Source organism: Sphingomonas sp. GW821-FHT03E12, assembly GCF_059420685.1.
Window position 1 is genome coordinate 19,983 of record NZ_JBWKUF010000007.1, and the last position, 20,688, is coordinate 40,670.

A 20,688-nucleotide genomic window follows, 5' to 3' on the forward strand; every position below is an offset into this window, starting at 1 on the left:
AGACCGCCAATTGCGGCTGCAGTCAGGCGGCGCCGACCGCGATCGGGAATTTCTGCGCGCAAAAGGCGCAATCGACCGTGATTACGCCATCCTCGGCCATCTCCGCCCGATCCTCCGGGCTGAACTTGGCCAGCACCGATTCGATATAGGCAGTGTCGCAACGACAGCCGCGGACGAGATCGACCCCGCCCTGCACGCGCACTTCCTCTTCCTCGTTGAACAGGCGCCAGACGAGATTCTCGAGCGGGATCGACGCGTCGGCCAGTTCATCCGCGCCCATGGTCGATCCCAGCGCTTCGACATGCTCCCATTCGGCATGCGCCTCGCGCGCGTGCAGCCGCTCGCCGCCCTCCTCCCCTTCGGGAAGATGCTGGAGGAACAAGCCGCCCGCGATGCACTTGCCCTGCGCGTCATGGCCGACACCAAGCCGCACCAGCGTCGGAATCTGCTCGGACTGGTCGAAATAATTCTCCGCCGCCTCGGCCAGCGACCCGCCGTCGAGCGGAACGATGCCCTGATAGCGTTCGCCCGTCGCCGCCTGGTCGAAGGTGACCGCGAGATAGCCCTGGTTGAACAGCGCGTAGAGCGACGGATTCTCGCCCAGTTCGGCCAACCGCGCTTCATCGAACTGCACATAGCCGCGCAATTCACCGCCCTTATAGTCGCAGACCAGCAGGCGGATGATGCCGCCGCCCCGCTCTGCCGGCGTCTGCGCTTGCAGCGTCAGTTGCCCACCCGAATCCTTGAGCGTCGAGCCGAGCAAGGCCGTCAGCGTCAACGCCTCGGCGAGCACCCGTTCGATCGGCGCGGGATAGGCATGCGCCGCGAGGATCCGGTCGAGCACCGGACCCAGCCGTGCGACACGGCCGCGCGCATGGCGGGCCGGGATCGTGAAATTGACCGTACGGTCGAGATCGGTGGCGGGCGTCGTCATATCGTGTCTCCACCATTCATGCCTGACCCGGGACCGTTGCCGATCCCGGGTCAGGAAGCGAATGGATTGTCAGGTTTCGCCGAAATATGGGGAGCCGCAGCCCCGCTTCAACTCACCGCCGGCTTCAGCCGATCTGGCCGAAGCACCAGCGCAGCACCGCCTTCTGGGCATGAAGACGGTTCTCCGCCTCCGGCCAGATCAGCGACTGCGGCCCGTCGATCACGGCGTCGGTCACTTCCTCGCCGCGGTGCGCGGGCAGGCAGTGGAGGAACTTCGCGTCGGGCTTGGCCTGCGCCATCAGCGCCTCGGTCACCTGATAGGGCGCAAGCGCGGCGAGCTTCACGTCCGCATGCGCCTGGCCCATCGAAATCCAGGTGTCGGTGACGATGACATCGGCGCCCGCTACCGCCTCGGCCGGATCGTTGACGGTGCGCGCACGCCCCTTGCCCAGCGCCATCGCCTCCTCGGGAAGCGCGAAGCTCTGCGGACAGGCGGCGATCACATCGAAATGCATCATTCCCGCCGCCTCGACGATCGAGGCGAGGACATTGTTGCCGTCACCCAGCCACGCGACCTTGAGGCCGGGCAGCGCCTTGCCGCTCTCCAGGATCGTCTGGAGATCGGCCATGATCTGGCAGGGATGGCTGTCGTCGGTCAGGCCGTTGATGACCGGCACCGTGGCATATTGCGCCATTTCGAGCAGCTTGGCGTGGTCGTCGGTGCGGACCATGATCGCGTCGCAATAGCCCGAGAGGACGCGCGCGGTGTCCGCCACCGTCTCGCCACGGCCGAGCTGGCTGGTTGCGGCGTCGAGCACCACCGCACTGCCGCCGAGCTGGCGGATCGCCATCTCGAAGCTGACGCGGGTGCGGGTCGAGTTCTTCTCGAACACCATGGCGAGCGTGTGCCCGGCAAGCGGGGCATCGGCATCGACCGCCCCCTTGGGCAAGCCCGCACGCGCGCGTTTGCGGTCGATCGCGTCGGCCAGCATCGCGGCAACGCCATCCGGCCCCGCGTCGGAAAGCGAAAGGAAATTACGATAGGTCATGTGAAAGCTCCCCCGTCACCGCCGGCGCCGCGCAGCAGCACCGGCGGGAAGGATCAATCGTCGCTGGGCGGCACATAGCTGCGCGCGCCGGCGCTCAGCTTCTCGATGCACTCGGCGATATGGCTGTCCTCGATCACCAGCGGCGGAAGGACGCGGAACACGTTCTCGCCCGCGGCGACGGTCAGCAGCCCGTGATTGTCGCGCAGATGCGCCACGAAATCGCGTGCCACCGCCGGCTCCTTGAGCTTGATGCCCAGCATCAGCCCCTTGCCGCGGATCTCATCGAACAGCTGATCGTGGTTCGGGATGAGCTGTTCGAACCCCGCGCGCAGACGCTCGCCCATCTGCTCGACATGCTCGAAGAAGCCCGGCTCGAGCATCACGTCGAGCACCGCCTGCCCGGCGGCCATGGCGAGCGGGTTGCCGCCATAGGTCGAGCCATGCGTGCCGGCGACCATGCCCTTGGCCGCTTCCTCGGTCGCTAGGCAGGCGCCGAGCGGGAAGCCGTTCCCGATGCCCTTCGCCACGGTCATGATGTCGGGCGTGATGCCGTAATGCTCATATGCGAAGAACTTGCCGGTACGGCCATAGCCGCACTGGATCTCGTCCAGGATCAGCAACAGGCCGTGCTCGTCGCACGCCTTGCGCAGGCCCTGGATGAACTCGACCGTGCCGGCGGTCATACCGCCCTCGCCCTGCACCGTCTCGACAAGGAAACCCGCGGTCTCGCCGTCGATCTTGGCCAAGGCGCCTTCGAGGTCGTTGAACTTCACATAGTCGAAGCCCGGCAGCAGCGGCTCGAACCCGTCGCGCATCTTCGGCTGGTCGGTCGCGCTGATCGCACCGATCGAACGGCCGTGGAAGGCATTCTTGAACGTGATCAGCTTGTGCCGCTGCGGATTGCCGTTGACATAGTGATAGCGGCGCGCGGTCTTGATCGCGCACTCGATCGCCTCGACGCCGGAGTTGGTGAAGAACACCGTGTCAGCGAAGCTGTTGTCGACGATGCGCTGTGCAAGCGCCTCACCCTGCGGCGAGCCGTAGAGGTTGGAGACGTGCATCAGCGTCGCGGCCTGATCGGCGATCGCCTTGGTGACGTGCGGATGGCCATGGCCCAGCGCATTCACCGCGATCCCCGCAGCGAAATCCAGATATCGCTCCCCTCGTTCGCCGATCAGGTAGCAGCCCTCGCCTCGCACCGGACGCACTTCACACCGCGGGTAGACGGGCATGAGTGGGGTGATCGACATTGGACTGCTCCTCCTTTGAAATGGCGCTTCGAAAAGCTGGGTTGGGCTCCGGAAACAACAAAGGCGGCCCAACCGGACCGCCCGGAGCGCGCATTTACTCGGTGACAGGGTGAAGCGTCAACATCGCTGGCCGGTCAAACCCATTCCAACGTTGGAGGCCAGGCCTAGGGAGCGCATCTCAACCCAAGATCATCAGCCGTGCACCAAGGCCCGCAGCCACCCCCACCCCAGCTATCAACGCTACCCACTTAGATATCCGAAAAATCGGCTCACCTCGTTTGACGCGCTTCCATTCCGTCTTGAAGACCACTCCGGCAGCGTCAGCGAGCAAGGCCACATGACTGAACACAAACTGCCGCAACTCGGCCATGGCCGGCTCATCATCCTGATCCGGCATATCATTGAGCCTCTCCTCGATCTCTCTGACCAATTTGATGACCAGCTGAGATTCGGTTTCGTCCGGATTCAATCGCATCCGCAATCGAGCCCAGGCGACATTGGCTGTCAGAAGATCAGATCGAAGGCTCAGCCAGGCTTTGGTCAGGTCCGTATCCCTGACGCGATACTCATCCAGAATCGCATGGCAGGCACCGATCAATAGCGCGACATCCTCTCGCGCAGCGTCGATCCAGGCCTGGCGAAATTCAGACGTTCGATGCTCCTTCGCTGCCACCAGCCCGAGAAACGACAGGAAACCAGCGATACAGGCGGCGACGATCGCTCCGACTGCGATTTCTGGTATCTGCATATCAGCTCCGCGTCTTCCACCCCGAACGGAGCAGCGCATAGCAGGCAAGAGCGAGCAGAATATCAAGCCCCAGGATCACCGCGCTGCCCAGCGCGATCGGTGAATCCGCGACGCCGAGGAAACCGTAGCGGAAGCCCGAGATGATGTAGAAGAACGGGTTCGCGTGGCTGATTGCCTGAAAGGTCGGCGCCAGCTTGTCGACCGAGTAGAAGGTTCCAGACAGCAGCGCGAGCGGCGCGACGACAAAATTGGTCACTGCGGCGGCATGGTCGAACTTCTCCGCCCAGATCGACGTCATCACGCCGAGCAGCGACAGGAACAGCGCGCCGAGAAAACCGAACCACAGGATCGCCCACAGATGATGCGGGGTGACGCTCACCCCCGGCCACAACGCCATTGCCAGCCACACGGTCGCGCCGACGCAGAAGGCACGGGTAACGGCGCCCGCGCACAGCGCCGCGAGCAGTTCCCCGGTCGACAGCGGGGGCATCAGATAATCGACGATCGTCCCCTGGATCTTGCCGACGAGCAGCGAGAAGCTGGCATTGGCGAAAGCGTTCTGGAGCATCCCCATCACGATCAGCCCCGGCGCGATGAAATCGGCGAAGTGAATCGACTTGCCATCGAGCACGACGGTACGCCCGCCGCCGCCCAATGCGACGGTGAAAACCACCAGAAACAGCAGCGTCGTGACCGCCGGCGCCCAGATGGTCTGGAGCTGCACCTTGAAGAAACGGCGCACCTCCTTCACATATAGCGTCCAAAGCCCTCCCCAATTGACGTTGCGAATCACCGGAACGCCGGGGGCGGCGATGATGGTTTCATGCGACTGGGGTTGTTCGGTCATGGTTAGGCCGGGTAATGGCTCCCGCTGCCCCCCGCAACGGGGATGATGAAGGACGTTTGAATGAGCTGGACCGACGAACGGATCGAGACGCTGCGCAAGATGTGGGACAGCGGCCTGACCGCCACCCAGATCGCCGAGGAACTGGGCGGCGTGAGCCGCAATGCCGTGATCGGCAAGGCGCATCGCCTTGGCCTCGCCTCGCGCCCCTCGCCCGTGAAGCCCAACGCACCCGAGGCGAAGGCCGCTGCGCCCGTCGCGGAGGCCGCACCTGCGCCGCGACCGGCTCCCGCGCCCAAGCCCGTACCCGCCCCCGCGCCCGAACCGCGCGAGGCTGAGCCGGCTGCGTCCGTGCAGCCTGCCGCGCCCCGGCCTGCGGCCGACGCCCCGGTTCTGCGTTCGGTCGGCCCCGGCGGCTTCATCCGCCAGAACCCGGGCGAGCAGACGCCTCCGAGCGCGCCTGCCCCGCCGCGCCGTCTGGTTCCCGCCAAGCCGAGCAAGGAGATCGAAGGCAAGACCAGCCTGCTCGATCTCAACGACAAGATCTGCAAATGGCCGCTCGGCCATCCCGGCGAACCTGACTTCCATTTCTGCGGCGACAAGGTGAATCCGGGCTTCCCCTATTGCGTCGCGCATTGCGGCCATGCCTATCAGGCACAGCTGCCGCGCCGCGATCGCCGCCCACCGCCGCCCATGCCCTATGGCGGTCCGCGCGTCCGTTGATCGGCTGATCCGCGAACGGTTTACCGCCCGCTACGCACGGTTTACCGCTCAATAAGATATGCCTGATAGAAGGGCCGCGTGATCGCGCGGCTTCCTCTCTCTCGCGTCTCCTTGCCTCTGCTCCAGCTCGGAGTGGTTGTGGCAAGCCTGCTTGGCATCTCTTTCGCGCCGGGCGCACAGGGCCCGATGGCGCTGATCGCGCTCGACGGCAGCGACGCCGGCAAGCTGGCAAATCCGGCGATTGAGCGCGGCGCCAGGCTGCTCGCACGGGGGCCTCGGGCCAACATCCTGATCGTTGATGCGCAGCGCGACCTGATCCTCTGGCCGATGCTGGCACGCGGCGTTCTTGTCATCGCCGCACCGGCCAGCTGGTGCGGCGCGGAAAGGGGCCGCGGATGACCCCGCCCGAGGTGACGCTCCTGCGCCAGCGCGGAATGCGGATCCTCGTAGCGGCCAGCTGGGCGGTGACGCTGTTCATCGTCATCGCCACCGCAATCTATGCCGAAGGCAAGGCACTGCCCGTGCTGATTATGGGCACCGCCGCCAATATCCTGCCGACCTGGATGGTCGAGCGCGGGCGCACCGACGGTGCCGCGCGAATCACGGTCAGCACGCTGGCGGCCATCCTGCCCGCGCTCGGCGTCTATGCGCTCAGCGGCCATAGCTGGCAGATGGACGCGCACATGTACTTCTTCGTCGCGCTCGCCGCGTTGACGATCCTGTGCGACTGGCGCGCGATCATCGTCGCATCGGCGCTGATCGCGCTCCATCACCTCGTCCTGCAATTCATCATGCCGGCCTGGGTCTTCTACGACGGCAGCGGGCTCGGCCGGGTGGTCTTCCATGCCGCCGCGGTGGTGATGCAGGCGGCGATGCTCATCTACCTCATCCATATGCTGCGCAGCCTGATGCAGCGCCAGGCCGACGCCCGGCTGGAGAGCGAACGCGTCGCCGAGGATGCAGAGGCACGCCGCGGCGCCGCCGAAGACGCCATGACCGCGGCGGCCGAGGCCTCGCGGCGCGAAGCGGAAGAGCGCAAACGCCAGGCCGAAGCCGAACGCGCCGCCGCCGCGCGCCAGCAGATGCAGAAGCTGACACTCGACTTTCAGGCAAATGTCGCCGGCGTCGTCCGCGCGGTCGGCGATGCCGCCGCCGAGCTCGACAACCTCGGCCACGCATTGCTCGACATGGCGCGCCGGGGCAGCCGCGAATCGACCGACACCGCGAGCCGGGCGACCCAGGCATCGGCCAGCGCCGATGTCCTCGCCGCGCGCCTCCACGACATGGCGGCCTCGATCACGGCGATCGCCGCCAGCGCCGATCAGCAGGCCCGGCGCAGCGACGACGCCAGCAGCATTTCCGCCGCAGGCCGCGACGCGGTGCGCATCCTGACCGAACAATCGCACAGCATCACCGGCTTCGCCGACTCGATCCACCACATCGCCGCACATACGAACTTGTTGGCGCTCAACGCGACGATCGAGGCGGCGCATGCCGGCGATGTCGGCCGCGGCTTTGCGGTGGTCGCGCATGAGGTAAAGGCCCTTGCCGGCCAGGCCGCCACCGCGACCGAAGAGATCCGGCAACTGGCGGGATCGGTCGATTCCGGGGCCGACATCGCGCAGGACGCGCTCACCCAGATTTCCGAGATGGTCGCCGACCTCGCCACCGCGGCCAATGCGATCCGCAGCGCGGTCGAAATGCAACGCCAGACCGCTGCAGCGATCGAGCTTTCGGCACGCGACACCGCACTCGGTGTCGAAGCGATGGCGGGCCGGGTCGTCGAGATCGCGTCAATCGCCAGCGAAACCGAAACGCTTTCCGATCGCGTCGCTGGTGCCGCCCGCAGCCTTTCCGCGACCGCGCGCCGCCTCGACGATGCAACGCGTCAGTTCGTCACCGGGATCAGCGCCGCCTGACCGCCGCTAGCTCGCCTTGGGCGCGCTGACCGATCCCGGCCGCGGGGCGAAGGCGATGTCGCCATTCGCCGAGACCGCGAAGCGATAAGCCTCATTCGTCCCGCGCTCGCCCGAATGGGTGAAAGCAAGCACGCGCTCGCCATCGGTGCGGACGTGGATGATGCCGTAGTTCGTGCGCTCGAACCCGAAATAGACCGGCTTCTCCTTCGCCCCCGGCTCCAGATCGCGCGACGGGCCGCGCATCGCGAAGAATGCCGCCAGTTCGGTGCAGAAGATCACTGCTGGCGTGGTGCGCGACGCCTTGCCCAGCGCCGCCATCAGCGTGGCGCGCGGGTGGATATGCTCCTTGGCCGCACTTTCGTCCCCCGACGAGATCATCGATACGACCGCACCGACCTCCTTCAGGAACTCCATGTCAAAATCGGCGGCGCCATGATGCGGGGTCTTGAGAATCTCCGATCGCAGCGCTGCATTGGGCAGTGCCGCGCGCATCCGCGCCATCGATTCCTGGTTCATGTCGCCGGTGAACATGAAACGGACATTGCCGTAGCGCAGGCGGAAGGTGATCGAATGACCGTTGATCGTGTGGCTTTCCGACCAGCTGCCCTTGCCGGGCGGCGGGAAGGTGCCGAGCATCATATCGGCGTCGTTGGGCGGGCTGCGCAGGAAGCGGAGCCCCGGCCCGGCGGGTGTCGGCTCGCTGATCGGGCCGAGCAATTCGACCGTCACCCCGTCCTCGTGCAGGAAATCGAACGCATCGGTGCTCAGGTGATCAACCCGGCGGCGGATCATCGGCGCGCCGGTCAGCGCGGCGGTGCGCGCACCCCAGGTGTCGAGCGCTTCCACCCATGATTTGAAATGCTTGTTGCGCTCGGCCTCGGGCACGTCGGCGGGATCATCGACCAGACCGGTGACGAAGGGCACCCCGTCGACCTCCGTGGCCGCGCCCAGCATCTCCAGATCCTTGCGCGTCTTGCCGTCGGGCTTCTTGCCCGGCCGCTTGACCATGCCGTTATGGTAATAGCGGACCGGCGCGATGAAGAGCCGTTGCCGCTCGTCGATTCCGGCCTCGGTCTCGGTCCCCTGGAGGATATTGAGCCCTTCGAAATGGTCGGCATCGCCATGGGTGACGAGCAGCAGATCGACCTTGAGCGGATCCGCCGCGGTGGTGCCACGGAAGCGGAAGGCGGCGTGGCGCGCGAACAGCTTGTTGTCGCCGCCGTCGATGAAGATCGTCTTGCGCCCCGGCGTCTCCAGGATCAGCCCGTCGCCCTGCTGGACGTCGATCATGGAGAGGCGCAGCAGTGCGGTATCGCGGAACCTGGCCGAGGATTTGACCAGCCCCTCGCGCCGCACCTTGCCGCCATGCTCCAGCGCCTTGATGCGATGGCCGGCGGCGCTGGTCGAGACCAGCTCGATCTCGTCGCCCCAATAGAGGTGCCAGATGCTGCCATCGTCGCATCGCATGTCGACAAAGTCATCGTCCACGAATGGCATCGCCGTTCCCCCGTGACCCGCGAGGAGCATAGCGCAAATCGATGACGGACGCGCGTCGAAACGATCCGCGGCGGACGCAAGAAAACGGCCGGCGGATCGCTCCGCCGGCCGTCGCCCTCGCTCACAAGCGAATTAGAAGCGGAACGCTGCCGTCGCGCGAAGCGAATGCATGTCGAACCGGCTCTGGCTGCGCGCGAAATCCGCGCCGCCCGCCAGCACGAACGGATTGGTCGCGCCCGCGGTGCCGTTGCCGACCGTCACGCCCGACTTGTCGTCGTCATAGCGGCTGTAGAGATACTCGACGCCGAGCGAGAAGTTCTTGCCGACCTTCTGCTCCAGCCCGCCGCCGGCCTGCCAGCCCCAGGCATTGTCGTCGCCGGTGACCGCGAAGCTGTTCGCGGTGTTGCTGGTCGCGAAGCTGTGATCGATCTTGGCATAGGCAGCGCCACCAGTCGCATAGACCAGTGTCTTCGGGCCGACCGTATAGCCGCCGCGCAGACGCAGCGCCGCGTTCCAGTCGAGCTCACGGGTCATGGTGTAGAAAGCCGGGGTCGAGCTGAACGCGGAGACGCTGTCGCTCACTTCCGACTTGCCGAACTCCGCGACCGCGCCGAGCACGACCTTGCCCATCTGCTTGTCGAAGCCGATGCGGGCATAATACTCAATATCGTCCTTGTCGTTGCGGCAGGCGATGTTGGCGGTCGATGTCGCTGCGCCGTTGCAGAAGCCGGGCGCGAAAGCGTTGTCGCCGGTCGAGGTCGTGATCGTGTCCCCAAAGCTGCCGTTGCGGCCCGCATCGAACAGGATCGATTCGCCACGATCGTTCTTCTGAACGGTGTAGCCGACCGATCCGCCGACATAGAATCCGGTGAACTCGTCGCCGCTCGGGGCATCCTGGGCATAAGCCGGTGCCGCGGCAACAGCGAGGGTCAGGGCGCCGGCAGTGGCGCCCAGCAGGGTACGCATACGCATTTGGGGGGTACTCCGTTGGTTACTAGCGGCGGGATAACGGCCGATTCCGCCATTCTATCCCTCACATTGCCCGAAACCGCCCGTTGTGTTGCATTGCAGCAACAGCCCCGCTTGCCCGCACCCCGCGGAACGATATAGCAACAGCTGATGTCCTCCGATCTGTTCCAGCCCTCGTCCGCCAACCCCGCCAATACCTACGACGCCTCGTCGATCGAGGTGCTCGAGGGGCTCGAGCCGGTCCGCCGCCGTCCCGGCATGTATATTGGCGGCACCGACGAGCGCGCGCTGCATCACCTCGCCGCCGAAGTGCTCGACAATGCGATGGACGAAGCGGTGGCCGGGCACGCCAACCGGATCGAGGTGACGCTGGACGTCGGCAACCGGCTGACGATCACCGACAATGGCCGCGGCTTCCCGATCGACCCGCACCCGAAATTCCCGGACAAGTCGGCGCTCGAGGTGATCCTCTCGATGCTCCACTCGGGCGGCAAATTCTCGGGCAAGGCCTATGCAACGTCCGGAGGCCTTCATGGGGTCGGCATCAGCGTGGTCAACGCGCTGTCGGTCGATACGGTGGTCGAGGTGGCGCGCGACAAGCAGCTCTATCGCCAGCGCTTCAGCCAGGGCCAGACGCTGGGGCCACTCGAGCATCTCGGCGGAACCCCCAACCGGCGCGGGAGCCTTGTCAGCTTCATCCCCGATTCCGAGATTTTCGGGGAGATGAACTTCAAGCCGGCGCGGCTCTACAAGCTCGCCCGCTCGAAAGCCTATCTGTTCGCGGGCGTCGAGATCCGCTGGAAATGCGCGCCCGAACTGATTTCGGACGACACCCCGGCCGAGGCCGTGTTCCAGTTTCCCGGCGGCCTTGCCGATCATTTGAAGGAGCAGCTCGGCACGCGCGAAGGTGCGACCGCCGAATTCTTCTCGGGAACCCAGGAATTCCCCGACTCGCAGGGCCGCGTCGAATGGGCGGTGGCATGGCCGCTGTGGAGCGACGGCAGCTACAGCTGGTACTGCAACACCATCCCGACGCCCGATGGCGGCACGCACGAACAGGGACTGCGTCAGGCGCTGGTGCGCGGTATCCGCGCCTTCGGCGAGCTGGTCGGGCAGAAAAAGGCCAAGGATATCACCGCCGACGACATCATGGTCGGCTCCGAACTGATGCTCTCGGTGTTCATTCGCGAACCGCAATTCCAGTCGCAGACCAAGGACCGGCTGACCTCGCCCGAGGCGACCGCCCTGGTCGAAAAGGCGGTGCGCGATCATTTCGACCATTTCCTCGCCGACCGCATGGACCGCGGCAAGGCGCTGCTCGGCTATGTCCTCGAGCGCATGGACGACCGCCTCCGCCGCAAGCAGGAGCGTGAGGTCAAGCGCAAGACCGCGACCTCTGGCCGCAAGTTGCGCCTGCCGGGCAAGCTCACCGACTGCTCAGCCGACGACCCCGCCGGGACCGAGCTGTTCATCGTCGAAGGCGATTCGGCCGGCGGCAGCGCCAAGCAGGCGCGCGATCGCAAGACCCAGGCAATCCTCCCGATCCGCGGCAAGATCCTCAACGTCGCATCGGCAACCAGCGCGAAGATCAGCGCGAACACCGAAATCGCGGACCTTATCCTGGCCCTCGGTTGCGGCACCCGCAAGGACTGCCAGCCCGACAGCCTTCGCTACGAACGCATCGTCATCATGACCGACGCCGATGTCGACGGCGCCCATATCGCTACCCTGCTGATGACCTTCTTCTTCCAGGAAATGCCCGACATCGTCCGCCGCGGGCATCTCTATCTTGCCCAGCCGCCGCTCTACCGCCTGACCGCGGGCATCAAGTCGCTCTACGCCCGCGACGACGCGCACCGCGCCGAGATCGAGGCCAATGAGTTCAAGGGCCGCAAGGTCGAGGTCGCGCGCTTCAAGGGCCTGGGCGAGATGAACCCGGGCCAGCTGCGCGAGACGACGATGGACCCGAAGACCCGCGGCATGATCCGCATCACCCTGCCGCAGGAATATGAGGAGCGTGCGGGCGTGAAGGATCTGGTCGACCGGCTGATGGGCACCAACCCGGCGCACCGCTTCGCCTTCATCCAGGAAAATGCCGCGCGGCTGGACGAGGAAGCGATCGACGCCTGACCTTCTTTCGCGCCCCTGATCTTTTTTACGCCCGCGTGTAAGAAATCCGCGTCGCCCGCGACTAAAGGGGCATGAACGCGGAAATGGCGCAGATCGACAGCGGGGATGCGGCACGGGACCGGCTCTATGCCGAAGCCTCCGTCGGATATGCCCCTGCGATAGCGCGTCTGGCGCGGGCGGTCGAAGCGGATGCCGACCGTGCCCGCGATCTCGAACAGGATATGCATCTCGCGCTGTGGCGCAGCCTCGCCGCCTATGACGGCCGCTGCACGCTGGGGACCTGGGTCTATCGCGTCGCACACAACATCGCCGCTACGCACGTTGCGCGGGCCAGACGTGGCGCGCGTCTTGTTTCTCTCGACGAGGCGGATGCGATCCTCGCCGATGACGACCCGGAAGCAGCGATCGATCAGACCCGCCTGCTGTCACGCCTGCACGGCCTGATCGCCGCGCTCAAGCCGCCCGACCGCAGTATCATCCTGCTCTATCTCGAAGGCGTCGAGGCATCGGCGATCGCCGATATCGCCGGCCTCTCGCCCGGCAACGTCGCGGTGAAGGTGCACCGCATCAAGGCGCTGTTCGCCAGCCATTTCGCAACGGGAACACCGGCATGACCGATCCGATCGTCAACCTCTGGACGGCGCAACAGGCCGGCGCTCGCCCTCCCTCCGTCGCCGAGCTGGCCGAGCGCGCCGGCCGGTTCCGCAACCGGATGCGCGTCAGCAATCTGCTCGAATATGGGTTCGGCGCGCTGGGCATCCTCTTCTTCGGCAACATCACCATCGGGGCGTCCGACTGGGGCGTCCGCATCGCCAGCCTCATGATCATCGCCGGAGTCTGTATCGTCATCCGCAATCTATGGCTTCGGCGTCCGGCCGATGACCCGGCGGCGCTGGCCCGGGATGCGCGCACCCACTATCGCCAGCTGCTTGTCGCACGGCGCGACGCGCTGGCGAGCGTCGGCCGCTGGTATATTGCCCCGTTCATCCCCGGCATGGTCGTCTTCGTCCCGGCGAGCGTCCTCGCGCAGGCCGAAACTGCGCCGCTCAGCACCGCGCTGCTCAACGGCGGCATCGGAACCGCGGTGATCACACTCGGCTTCGGGCTGGTGTTGTGGCTCAACCGCGCCGCCGCCCGCATCCTCACCATGGAAATCGCGACGCTCGACGCCGACCCCGCTATTGATTGATCCGCCCCCGAAAGGATTCCTGATGCGAACAGTCCTTCTCGCTACCTGCTGTCTGGTCTCCGCAATGACCGCTCCCGCCCTCGCGCAATCCGCTGCACAGCCGGCGCCCGCGAATGCCGAGGTTCCGCCGGCCCTCAAGGCGCGGATCGATGCGCTGCCGGCACTGATCGACGGCACCGGTGATTTCGAGGCGTTCTTCGCCCCCGCGTTCAAGGCGCACATACCCAAGGCACAGTTCGACCAGATCGGCCCGCAGCTGAAGGCGCAATATGGCGCGGTGGTGAAGGTCGAGAAGGTCACCGCGGCCTCACCCCATGCCGCCACGGTCGAACTGGGTTTCGAGAAGGGCATCGCCATCGTCGATATCGTGGTCGATCCCACCCCGCCGCATCGCGTCACCGGCCTGCGGATCTCGCGCGTCGAGCCGCGCGGCGACAGCGTGACGAAGGTGACGGCAGATATCCGCATGCTGCCCGGCACCGCCGCTTTCGGTATCTATGCGCTGGGCGACGGTGTGACGCCCGTCACCGAACTGGCGGGAAGTCGGCCGATGCCGATCGGATCGGCGTTCAAGCTGTGGATCCTTGCCGAGGCCACGCGGCAGGTGAACGCGGGGATGCGCAAGTGGAGCGACGTCGTCACGTTGAACGAGCGCTCGATGCCATCCGGGATCACTCAGCACTGGCCCAAGGGCGCACCGGTGACGCTCCACACGCTGGCGACGCTGATGATCTCGATCAGCGACAATACCGCGACCGATGCGCTGCTCCACGCGCTCGGACGCGACAGGGTCGACGCAATGGTCGCGCAGACCGGAGTCGCCGATCCCGCCGCGACGCTCCCGCTGCTGACGACGATGGAGCTGTTCCAGCTCAAGGTGCCCGCCAATGCCGATCTGGCTGCGCAGTGGAAGGCGGCCGGGCCGGACGGCCGCCGCAAGCTGCTCGCTGACAATCGCGCGCGGCTGGCCGCGACGAAGATCGATCCGTCGATGTTCGCGGACAAGCCAATGGCGCCCGATGTGGAATGGTTCGCAAGCGCCCGCGACGAAGCCGCGGTGCTCAACTGGCTGCGCACCAACGGCGGCCAGGAAGCGCTGGAGATCCTTGCGATCAACCCCGGCACGGCCAGCGCGGCATTGTTCGACTATGCGGGGTTCAAGGGCGGGTCGGAATCGGGCGTGATCTACACCAATTGGCTGGTGAAGACGAAGAAGGGCAATTGGTATGCCGTCACCGGCGGCTGGGCGCGCAAGGACAGCGCTGTGGACGAACGCGGTTTCGCGATGCTGATGAGCCGCCTGCTGACGCAGGTGGCGGCGCAATAGGCTTCAGCGGCCCTGCCATTCGTCGCGCAGCAGCCCATAGATCGTCGTATCGCGCACACCGAGATGCGTTTCCCATTCGGCGCGCAGCACCGCTTCGAGCCTGAACCCCAGTTTCTCGAGCATTGCGCGCGACGGCGTGTTGTCGGGATCGGTATCCGCGAACACGCGGCGCTGCCCCTCGGCGAAGATCCGGTCGATCACCGCCGACACCGCCTCGCGCGCGATCCCGCTGCCCCAGTGATCGCGGACGAGGATGTAGCCGATCTCGGTGACATTGCCCTGCCGCTTCTCGCCGGCCACGACAACGCCGATCGCCCTATCGTCGCCCTTCAGCGTGATCGCCCAGCGGCGCCATTCGGGTGCGTCCCGCGCCAGATCCGCACGAGTCTCCTCGACGCTCGCATGCGGTGGGCCGGACCAGTAGCGCATCAGCTCGACATCGGAGAAGGCGGCGTGCAGCGCCTCGGCATCGTCGAGCGTCCGCGGCCGCAGGACCAGCCGCGACGTTTCGATCACGATCGTTTCGCGCTGCACGATCACTGCGCAGCGAGCTGCTTGCGGCGCTCGGCGAGGTTCGCGGCGAACTCGGGCCTTGCGCAATATTCGATCTCGAACGCGGTGAGGGGCGGCGGCGAGGGCTGTTTATAGCGGACCGCATACTCCTTGCCGAGGCAGCGGAATGCGACCTCGCGGTCCGGCATCATATCGATCGGCTCGCGCGCCGGATCCTTCCGTGCGATCGGCACAGCCAGTTTCTTGAGATAGCCGGCCCAGCCCTCGCGGTTCTCCGCTGCATTCTCTTTGGTACCGCCCGCATCCGGCGCAACGACGATGGCGGCGCGCAACGCCTCCGCCTCATCGAACCGGCCCAGCTCACGGAGCGCATTGGCAGCCCGGGCGCGCAGTGCGATCGATGTGAAGTCCTTCATATCGGCCGGAAACGCCATCGCCGCCGCAACGAACGCGGCATTGTACCGACGTGCCTGCTCCCCAGCGGGGTCGATGTTCTTGGCTTCCCAGGTCGCGGACAAGAGCAACCACGCCGCTTGTTTCCTGTCACCCAGCGCATCCGCCAGCCATGAGGCGCGATAGTAGCTGCTCTCGACGCCGCGCAGCGCCTTGTAGGCGTCGCTCGAGACCAGCGGCGCGAGCTTGGCCACTTGCTCGGGCGTGAACTCGTCATAGATCACCAGGCCATTGCCCGGACATTCAGCGAGCAGGATGGGAAACTCGATCGATCCCTCCGGCTGTCCATCCGGCAGCGCGCCGAACGTCGAATAGTGCATCAACGCCGGAGCATCGAACTTCTCGCCGCCGACCGGACAGGTCGTAGCGCGTCCGGCATAATGGGGCGGGAACCGGGGTGCCTCCTGCGCCAATGCGAGCATCGCCACAAGAGTTGCCAGCATCACGCCTCTCCCAATGCCTCGACCAGTGTTTTCACCTTCTTCTGCCGCCATTGCGGCAGCGGTGCGACCATCCAGTAGCCGAGCCGCGACGCCTTGGGATCGCCGAGCACAGCGACGCGCCCCGCCTCGATATCGTCACGCGCGAGCAGTTCAGGAACGGTCGCACGGCCCAGCCCCTGCGCCGCCGCATCGAGCGCAAGCCCCGCATCGCCTACGCGCACCAGCGCGACGCCATCCTCGGCAACGCAGCCCGGCCATGCGATCGGCGTATCGGCGTTGGAACCCGGACGGCCGACGGTCACCATGCCGTCGCTTTCCAGCGCCTCGCCCTCATGCTCGCCCGGTCCCTCGCCCCAGCGGATCGCGAGGTCGAGATTGGCTTCGGTGAAGTCGATCGCGTCGTCCGCGGTCACCAGCACGAAGCGCAGTTCGGCGTCGTCACGCGCAATCTCAGCAAGGCGCGGCATCAGCCATTTCTCGGTCAGGTCGCGCGGCGCGGCGATGGTCAGCGACTTGGACGACTGGCCCGCCTGCATCGCACGGACCGATTCCTCGAACTGGAGGAAGCCGGCGCGCAACGCGGCCAGACCCGCCTCCGCCTCAGGCGTCAGTTCCAGCCCCTTGGTGGTGCGGCGGAACAGCACGACACCCAGCGTATCCTCGAGCGCGCGAATCTGCTGGCCGACCGCCGCGGGGGTCACCGCCAGCTCGTCCGCCGCGCGGGTGAAGGACAGATGCCGCGCCGCCGCATCGAGCACGCGCAGGCCGTTCAGAGGAAGATGAGTCCGCTTCATTCCGCAACCGCCGGGGCCAATAGGGAAAATTTGGGGATCGCCACGTCGAACTCCATGCCGTCCGCGCCGACCATCCGATAGCTGCCCTGCATCGATCCGGTCGGCGTCGCGAGCGGGCACCCTGACACGTAATCATAGCTGGCGCCGGGGGCGATCATCGGCTGCTCGCCGACCACGCCCTCGCCCTCCACCGAATGCCGTGAACCGCGACCGTCGGTGATGATCCAGTGGCGCGTCAGCAGCTGCACCGCCTGATGCGACTGGTTCTCGATGCGAATGTGATAGGCCCAGAACCAGCGCCCGCGATCGGGCTCCGACTGTTCGGGCAGATAGCTCACCGATACGCGCACGACGATGTCGCGCGTGTTTTCCTCCTGAGAGAAGAGCGCCTTCACAACCCGACCGAGCCGAGGGCCTGATCGAGATCGGCGATCAGGTCCTCCGGATCTTCGAGGCCGACGTTGAGCCGCAGCATCCCCTCGCCCACGCCCATGAGGAGGCGCTGCTCTTCGGATACGCCGCTATGCGTGGTGGAGGCCGGGTGAGTCATCAGCGAGCGAGAATCGCCGATATTGTTCGAGATGTCGATAAGGCCGAGCGCGTCGAGCAGCCCATGCGCCTGTGTGCGCCCGCCATCCAGTTCGATCGAGAAGATCGGTCCGGCAGCCGCCATCTGGCTCATCGCCAGATTGTGCTGGGGATGGCTGGGCAGGCCCGGGAAATTGACCCGCGGCACGCGGGTTTCGAGGAAGCGCGCGACCTTGAGCGCGTTCTCGCTCTGCCGCTGGATACGCAGGTCGAGCGTCTCGAGCCCCTTGAGCACGACCCAGGCGTTGAACGGCGACAGCGTCGGCCCGGTGTTGCGGTGGAAGGGCAGCAGCGTGTTGTTGATGAACTCCTCGGTCCCGCACACCGCGCCGGCGAGCACGCGGCCCTGACCGTCCATCATCTTGGTCGCCGAATAGGCGACGACGTCGGCGCCGAAGTCCATCGGCCGCTGCAGGGCCGGGGTGGCGAACGCATTGTCGACCACGGTGACGATGCCGCGTTCGCGCGCGATCGCGCAGACGGCCTTGAGGTCGACCACGTCCATCGTCGGATTGGCGGGCGTCTCGAAGAAGAACACCTTGGTGTTCGGGCGGATCGCGTCGATGAAATGTTGCGGATCGCGCGCGTCGACCACCGTCGTCTCGATCCCGAACTTGGGAAGCTGCGTATCGGTCAACCAACGGCACGAGCCGAAGGCGGCACGACCGCCGATCAGATGATCGCCAACCGAGAGCTGGCACAGCAGCGCCGCGGTCATCGCGGCCATGCCCGATGCCGTCGCGCGGCACGCCTCGGCGCCTTCGAGCAGGGCGATGCGCTGCTCGAGCATCTCGACCGTGGGGTTTTGCAGGCGCGAATAGGTCATGCCCTGCTGATCGCCCGCGAAGCGCGCGGCGGCATCGCCGGCGCAATCATAGGCGTAGCCCGAGGTCAGGAAGAGCGCTTCGCTCGTCTCCCCCCATTCGCTACGAGCGGTGCCACCCCGGATCGCCTGCGTCGCGGGCTTCCAGTTCTGGGTGATGCTACGGTCTTGTCCTGTACGGCGCTTCATGGCGAACCCTCTAGAAGCCTAGGGCATGGCCGCGCAAGGGCAGTGGGTGACGGCACCCAAAAGCTGCGCTATCCACGCCGCCGATGCTCGATCGTCTCGAACAACGCCCTGTCCTGCTGGCGCTGCTGATCGGCATTGCAGCGCTGCTGCTGTTCGGCATCGGCGTGCAGCGCCCCAGCATCCTGATGTTCGACGAAGTCCACTACGTGCCTGCCGCGCGCGTGCTGATCGATCTCGCGCATCCGGTGAATATCGAGCACCCTCTGCTTGGCAAGTCACTGATCGCATTGGGAATGATGATCTTCGGTGACAATCCGATCGGCTGGCGGGCAATGTCGGTGTTGGCCGGCGCGCTGACGATTGTGGGCGTCTATACCTTTACCCGCCATCTCACCGGTTCGGTGCGTGCCGGTTTGTTCGCCGCACTGTTCGCGATGCTCGGGCAGTTGGTATTCATCCAGGCGCGGATCGGAATGCTCGACGTGTTCCTTGGTGCGTTCCTCGTCTGGGCGGGCACTGCGTTCCTGCGCGCGATGCAGATCGAATCGCGATGGCGTGCGGCCACGCTATTGTTTGTCAGCGCCGCTTGGTTCGGTGCCGCCGTCGCGGTCAAATGGGCGGCGGTGCCCTATGTGGCGCTGGCGGGCATGGCGTTCCTCTGGCTGCGGCGCGGGCATCCCGGGCGATTCGGCGGGATCGGCTGGTTCGCCGGTCTGGCCATCCTCGGCGGCGTCAGCATCGCCACCTATTTCCTCACTTTCACCCCCGCCTTCTTCTACGCGACCGACCCGCTGACACTGGCCCGGCTCGTCCCGTTCCAGATCGACATGTGGAAGCTCCAGACCCAGCCGCTGACCCCGCACAACTACGAGTCCGACTGGTGGAGCTGGCCGCTGATGCTCCGTCCGATCTGGTATTTCTACGAACCGGACCAGGGCGCCCAGCGCGGTGTGCTGCTGATCGGCAATCCCGCAATCATGTGGGGCGGCCTGGTCGCGGTCGCCGCTTGCTGGTGGGCAGGGCTGCGCGACAAGGCGGGCGCACCGCTCGCCGCAGCGATTCTCTGGACCGTCTCGTTCGGAGTCTGGGCGGTGATCCCCAAGTCGCTCGGCTTCTACTATTATTACTATCTGCCCGGCATCATCCTGTCGGTAGTGCTGGCCGTCGCCTTTCAGCACTATGCCGCGCGGGTGAAGCGGACCGACGAATGGTATCTGGTGCTGTGCGTCGGGCTGTTCGCCTATTTCTACCCGATCCTTGCTGCACTGGCATTGCCGAGCAGCCGCGGGTTCGAACGCTGGATCTGGTTCCCGAGCTGGGCCTGAGCTAGCGCGCAGCGCGCCAGAGCGGCCCCTTCACCGAAAGCCCGCGGCGCTCGAGCCGGTCGAGCACACCGTCCGGTTCTGCAAGCACCCGTACCGGCACCACCGCGAGCGTCACGCCGGGCTGCGCCAGCGCCTCGTCAATCGCTTCGATCCAGTGCCCGCGCAGCGCGGAGCCGAAGCTGCTGTCGGTCCATGGCCAACAGCGCCCCAGTGCGGTCTCGAGCGGATTGGCCATCACCGCGGGAATATCGAAACCGGTCCACGCCCTGCCCCGCGCGGTCACGATATCCGGCCCGATCTCGGCTGCGGCCATTGCGGCGTCGAGGCACGGGAGATGGCTGGCGGGCGCCGCCGCGAACAGATTGTCGAGGATATCTTCGCCCCGCACCTCCCCGACCGGACGGGTCGGAATGTCCGCACGGCGCGCGGACTTGCGCACCACATCGGTGGCATCTTCGGTTGTGTCCTTGCTGAACGCCAGCCGCTTCGAGAGCAGGTCGAACGCGGTCATCAGGAAGTTCCCGCGCGCATAATTCTGACCATATCTCGCTTCGAGGGCCTGCAAGCGCGCCAGCCGGTCCGCATCCAGATAGTCGGATGCAACGCCCTTGTCGGGAAGCTTGGTGAGCCTCCCGCCCTTGAAGAGGATCCGCAGGATATCGCCGGGCGAAACCCGGGCCTTGGTGCCCAGGATGATGCGCTGTGCCCCGGCGGTGGCTACTTCCAGCCGCTCAGGCTGCCACGGCGCGGTCCTGGGCACATTGGTGATCTCACCGACGAGCAAGACCACGCCGGACGGAGTCTCTATCGTCCACATCGGCGCGCCCGAGCGCCGCGCGGTGACGACCACCTCTTGCTCAGGTTCGTCCTCCTGCGCTGCAACGGGAAACGCAATGCTCACCGACAACAGGGCAAGCGGAAGAAGCAGCATACGCGACCTGACCATCGCCGCTCCCTCGCGCGCAATCAAAGCGCGAATAAG

21 protein-coding genes are annotated in these 20,688 nt (G+C 66.1%); 8 read left to right on the forward strand and 13 right to left on the reverse strand.

Annotated features, from left to right (window positions below):
* Positions 1-22 precede the first annotated feature (22 nt).
* The 5 genes from hslO to AC07TU_RS19150 all read right to left on the reverse strand — a co-directional run bounded on the left by hslO (position 23) and on the right by AC07TU_RS19150 (position 4,827).
* Positions 23-934 carry an Hsp33 family molecular chaperone HslO gene (gene hslO, locus AC07TU_RS19130; protein ID WP_495189527.1) on the reverse strand — a complete coding sequence of 304 codons (912 nt, stop codon included), beginning with the start codon at positions 932-934 and terminating at the stop codon, positions 23-25.
* 124 nt (positions 935-1,058) lie between these two features.
* Entirely contained in the window at positions 1,059-1,982 is a 924-nt protein-coding gene (argF, locus tag AC07TU_RS19135) for an ornithine carbamoyltransferase (RefSeq protein ID WP_495189528.1), read from the reverse strand.
* A gap of 53 nt (positions 1,983-2,035) precedes the next feature.
* The gene (locus AC07TU_RS19140; protein ID WP_495189529.1) at positions 2,036-3,232 is read right to left on the reverse strand and encodes an aspartate aminotransferase family protein; all 1,197 of its coding nucleotides are present in this window, start codon (positions 3,230-3,232) and stop codon (positions 2,036-2,038) included.
* Between the two features lie 178 nt (positions 3,233-3,410).
* Positions 3,411-3,980: a hypothetical protein gene (locus AC07TU_RS19145; protein ID WP_495189530.1), complete on the reverse strand. Its 570-nt coding sequence runs from the start codon at positions 3,978-3,980 to the stop codon at positions 3,411-3,413.
* 1 nt (position 3,981) lies between these two features.
* A complete protein-coding gene (locus tag AC07TU_RS19150; protein ID WP_495189531.1) occupies positions 3,982-4,827 on the reverse strand; it encodes an ABC transporter permease in 846 nt (281 codons plus the stop codon).
* A gap of 60 nt (positions 4,828-4,887) precedes the next feature.
* Here AC07TU_RS19150 and AC07TU_RS19155 point away from each other — a divergent pair, with 60 nt between their 5' ends.
* The 3 genes from AC07TU_RS19155 (at position 4,888) to AC07TU_RS19165 (ending at position 7,466) form a co-directional block, all read left to right on the forward strand.
* On the forward strand, positions 4,888-5,547 hold the full coding sequence (locus tag AC07TU_RS19155) for a GcrA family cell cycle regulator (protein ID WP_495189532.1): 660 nt from the start codon (positions 4,888-4,890) through the stop codon (positions 5,545-5,547).
* Between the two features lie 138 nt (positions 5,548-5,685).
* The gene (locus tag AC07TU_RS19160; RefSeq protein WP_495189533.1) at positions 5,686-5,946 is read left to right on the forward strand and encodes a hypothetical protein; all 261 of its coding nucleotides are present in this window, start codon (positions 5,686-5,688) and stop codon (positions 5,944-5,946) included.
* On the forward strand, positions 5,943-7,466 hold the full coding sequence (locus tag AC07TU_RS19165) for a methyl-accepting chemotaxis protein (RefSeq protein ID WP_495189534.1): 1,524 nt from the start codon (positions 5,943-5,945) through the stop codon (positions 7,464-7,466). Before AC07TU_RS19160 ends, AC07TU_RS19165 begins: the two co-directional genes overlap by 4 nt.
* A gap of 6 nt (positions 7,467-7,472) precedes the next feature.
* Here the strand turns inward: AC07TU_RS19165 and AC07TU_RS19170 are convergent, their stop codons facing one another.
* On the reverse strand, positions 7,473-8,954 hold the full coding sequence (locus AC07TU_RS19170; protein WP_495189535.1) for a ComEC/Rec2 family competence protein: 1,482 nt from the start codon (positions 8,952-8,954) through the stop codon (positions 7,473-7,475).
* 141 nt (positions 8,955-9,095) lie between these two features.
* Positions 9,096-9,935, reverse strand: coding sequence for an outer membrane protein (locus tag AC07TU_RS19175; protein WP_495189536.1), 840 nt, complete (start codon positions 9,933-9,935; stop codon positions 9,096-9,098).
* A gap of 147 nt (positions 9,936-10,082) precedes the next feature.
* Here AC07TU_RS19175 and parE point away from each other — a divergent pair, with 147 nt between their 5' ends.
* From parE to AC07TU_RS19195, 4 genes are all read left to right on the forward strand, one after another.
* Positions 10,083-12,062 carry a DNA topoisomerase IV subunit B gene (gene parE / locus AC07TU_RS19180; protein WP_495189537.1) on the forward strand — a complete coding sequence of 660 codons (1,980 nt, stop codon included), beginning with the start codon at positions 10,083-10,085 and terminating at the stop codon, positions 12,060-12,062.
* Positions 12,063-12,133: 71 nt separating this feature from the next.
* On the forward strand, positions 12,134-12,676 hold the full coding sequence (locus AC07TU_RS19185) for an RNA polymerase sigma factor (protein WP_495189538.1): 543 nt from the start codon (positions 12,134-12,136) through the stop codon (positions 12,674-12,676).
* A complete protein-coding gene (locus tag AC07TU_RS19190; protein WP_495189539.1) occupies positions 12,673-13,251 on the forward strand; it encodes a hypothetical protein in 579 nt (192 codons plus the stop codon). The genes AC07TU_RS19185 and AC07TU_RS19190 overlap by 4 nt, the downstream gene beginning before the upstream one ends.
* A gap of 22 nt (positions 13,252-13,273) precedes the next feature.
* Positions 13,274-14,578, forward strand: a complete 1,305-nt coding sequence (locus AC07TU_RS19195; protein WP_495189540.1) for a serine hydrolase — start codon at positions 13,274-13,276, stop codon at positions 14,576-14,578.
* Between the two features lie 3 nt (positions 14,579-14,581).
* On the opposite strand, the gene AC07TU_RS19200 is transcribed toward AC07TU_RS19195, so the two are convergent.
* From AC07TU_RS19200 to AC07TU_RS19220, 5 genes are read right to left on the reverse strand one after another with little or no spacing between them, the layout of a single operon-like run.
* The gene (locus AC07TU_RS19200) at positions 14,582-15,115 is read right to left on the reverse strand and encodes a GNAT family N-acetyltransferase (protein WP_495189638.1); all 534 of its coding nucleotides are present in this window, start codon (positions 15,113-15,115) and stop codon (positions 14,582-14,584) included.
* The gene (locus AC07TU_RS19205) at positions 15,115-15,987 is read right to left on the reverse strand and encodes a hypothetical protein (protein WP_495189541.1); all 873 of its coding nucleotides are present in this window, start codon (positions 15,985-15,987) and stop codon (positions 15,115-15,117) included. The genes AC07TU_RS19200 and AC07TU_RS19205 overlap by 1 nt, the downstream gene beginning before the upstream one ends.
* On the reverse strand, positions 15,987-16,781 hold the full coding sequence (locus AC07TU_RS19210; protein WP_495189542.1) for a LysR family transcriptional regulator: 795 nt from the start codon (positions 16,779-16,781) through the stop codon (positions 15,987-15,989). Before AC07TU_RS19210 ends, AC07TU_RS19205 begins: the two co-directional genes overlap by 1 nt.
* Complete coding sequence (gene apaG, locus AC07TU_RS19215) at positions 16,778-17,176, reverse strand: Co2+/Mg2+ efflux facilitator ApaG/CorD (protein WP_066573578.1); 399 nt, start codon at positions 17,174-17,176, stop codon at positions 16,778-16,780. Before apaG ends, AC07TU_RS19210 begins: the two co-directional genes overlap by 4 nt.
* Positions 17,173-18,381 (reverse strand): trans-sulfuration enzyme family protein, encoded by a 1,209-nt coding sequence (locus AC07TU_RS19220; RefSeq protein ID WP_495189543.1) that lies wholly within the window; start codon positions 18,379-18,381, stop codon positions 17,173-17,175. The genes apaG and AC07TU_RS19220 overlap by 4 nt, the downstream gene beginning before the upstream one ends.
* Positions 18,382-18,464: 83 nt before the next feature.
* On the opposite strand from AC07TU_RS19220, the gene AC07TU_RS19225 reads away from it, so the two are divergent.
* On the forward strand, positions 18,465-19,706 hold the full coding sequence (locus AC07TU_RS19225; protein WP_495189544.1) for a glycosyltransferase family 39 protein: 1,242 nt from the start codon (positions 18,465-18,467) through the stop codon (positions 19,704-19,706).
* A 1-nt stretch (position 19,707) separates the two neighbouring features.
* Here AC07TU_RS19225 and AC07TU_RS19230 read toward each other — a convergent pair whose 3' ends face one another.
* A complete protein-coding gene (locus AC07TU_RS19230; protein WP_495189545.1) occupies positions 19,708-20,652 on the reverse strand; it encodes a TraB/GumN family protein in 945 nt (314 codons plus the stop codon).
* Positions 20,653-20,688: the final 36 nt, after the last annotated feature.

Bases quoted from the DNA above. Each gene is read 5' to 3' on its own strand.
- AC07TU_RS19195 (WP_495189540.1), top strand. From the start codon at position 13,274: ATGCGAACAGTCCTTCTCGCTACCTGCTGTCTGGTCTCCGCAATGACC.
- AC07TU_RS19185 (WP_495189538.1), top strand. From the start codon at position 12,134: ATGAACGCGGAAATGGCGCAGATCGACAGCGGGGATGCGGCACGGGAC.
- AC07TU_RS19190 (WP_495189539.1), top strand. From the start codon at position 12,673: ATGACCGATCCGATCGTCAACCTCTGGACGGCGCAACAGGCCGGCGCT.
- AC07TU_RS19150 (WP_495189531.1), bottom strand. From the start codon at position 4,827: ATGACCGAACAACCCCAGTCGCATGAAACCATCATCGCCGCCCCCGGC.
- AC07TU_RS19155 (WP_495189532.1), top strand. From the start codon at position 4,888: ATGAGCTGGACCGACGAACGGATCGAGACGCTGCGCAAGATGTGGGAC.
- AC07TU_RS19225 (WP_495189544.1), top strand. From the start codon at position 18,465: ATGCTCGATCGTCTCGAACAACGCCCTGTCCTGCTGGCGCTGCTGATC.
- AC07TU_RS19165 (WP_495189534.1), top strand. From the start codon at position 5,943: ATGACCCCGCCCGAGGTGACGCTCCTGCGCCAGCGCGGAATGCGGATC.
- hslO (WP_495189527.1), bottom strand. From the start codon at position 934: ATGACGACGCCCGCCACCGATCTCGACCGTACGGTCAATTTCACGATC.
- AC07TU_RS19205 (WP_495189541.1), bottom strand. From the start codon at position 15,987: ATGCTGGCAACTCTTGTGGCGATGCTCGCATTGGCGCAGGAGGCACCC.
- AC07TU_RS19220 (WP_495189543.1), bottom strand. From the start codon at position 18,381: ATGAAGCGCCGTACAGGACAAGACCGTAGCATCACCCAGAACTGGAAG.
- AC07TU_RS19210 (WP_495189542.1), bottom strand. From the start codon at position 16,781: ATGAAGCGGACTCATCTTCCTCTGAACGGCCTGCGCGTGCTCGATGCG.
- AC07TU_RS19140 (WP_495189529.1), bottom strand. From the start codon at position 3,232: ATGTCGATCACCCCACTCATGCCCGTCTACCCGCGGTGTGAAGTGCGT.
- parE (WP_495189537.1), top strand. From the start codon at position 10,083: ATGTCCTCCGATCTGTTCCAGCCCTCGTCCGCCAACCCCGCCAATACC.
- argF (WP_495189528.1), bottom strand. From the start codon at position 1,982: ATGACCTATCGTAATTTCCTTTCGCTTTCCGACGCGGGGCCGGATGGC.
- AC07TU_RS19145 (WP_495189530.1), bottom strand. From the start codon at position 3,980: ATGCAGATACCAGAAATCGCAGTCGGAGCGATCGTCGCCGCCTGTATC.
- AC07TU_RS19175 (WP_495189536.1), bottom strand. From the start codon at position 9,935: ATGCGTATGCGTACCCTGCTGGGCGCCACTGCCGGCGCCCTGACCCTC.
- AC07TU_RS19230 (WP_495189545.1), bottom strand. From the start codon at position 20,652: ATGGTCAGGTCGCGTATGCTGCTTCTTCCGCTTGCCCTGTTGTCGGTG.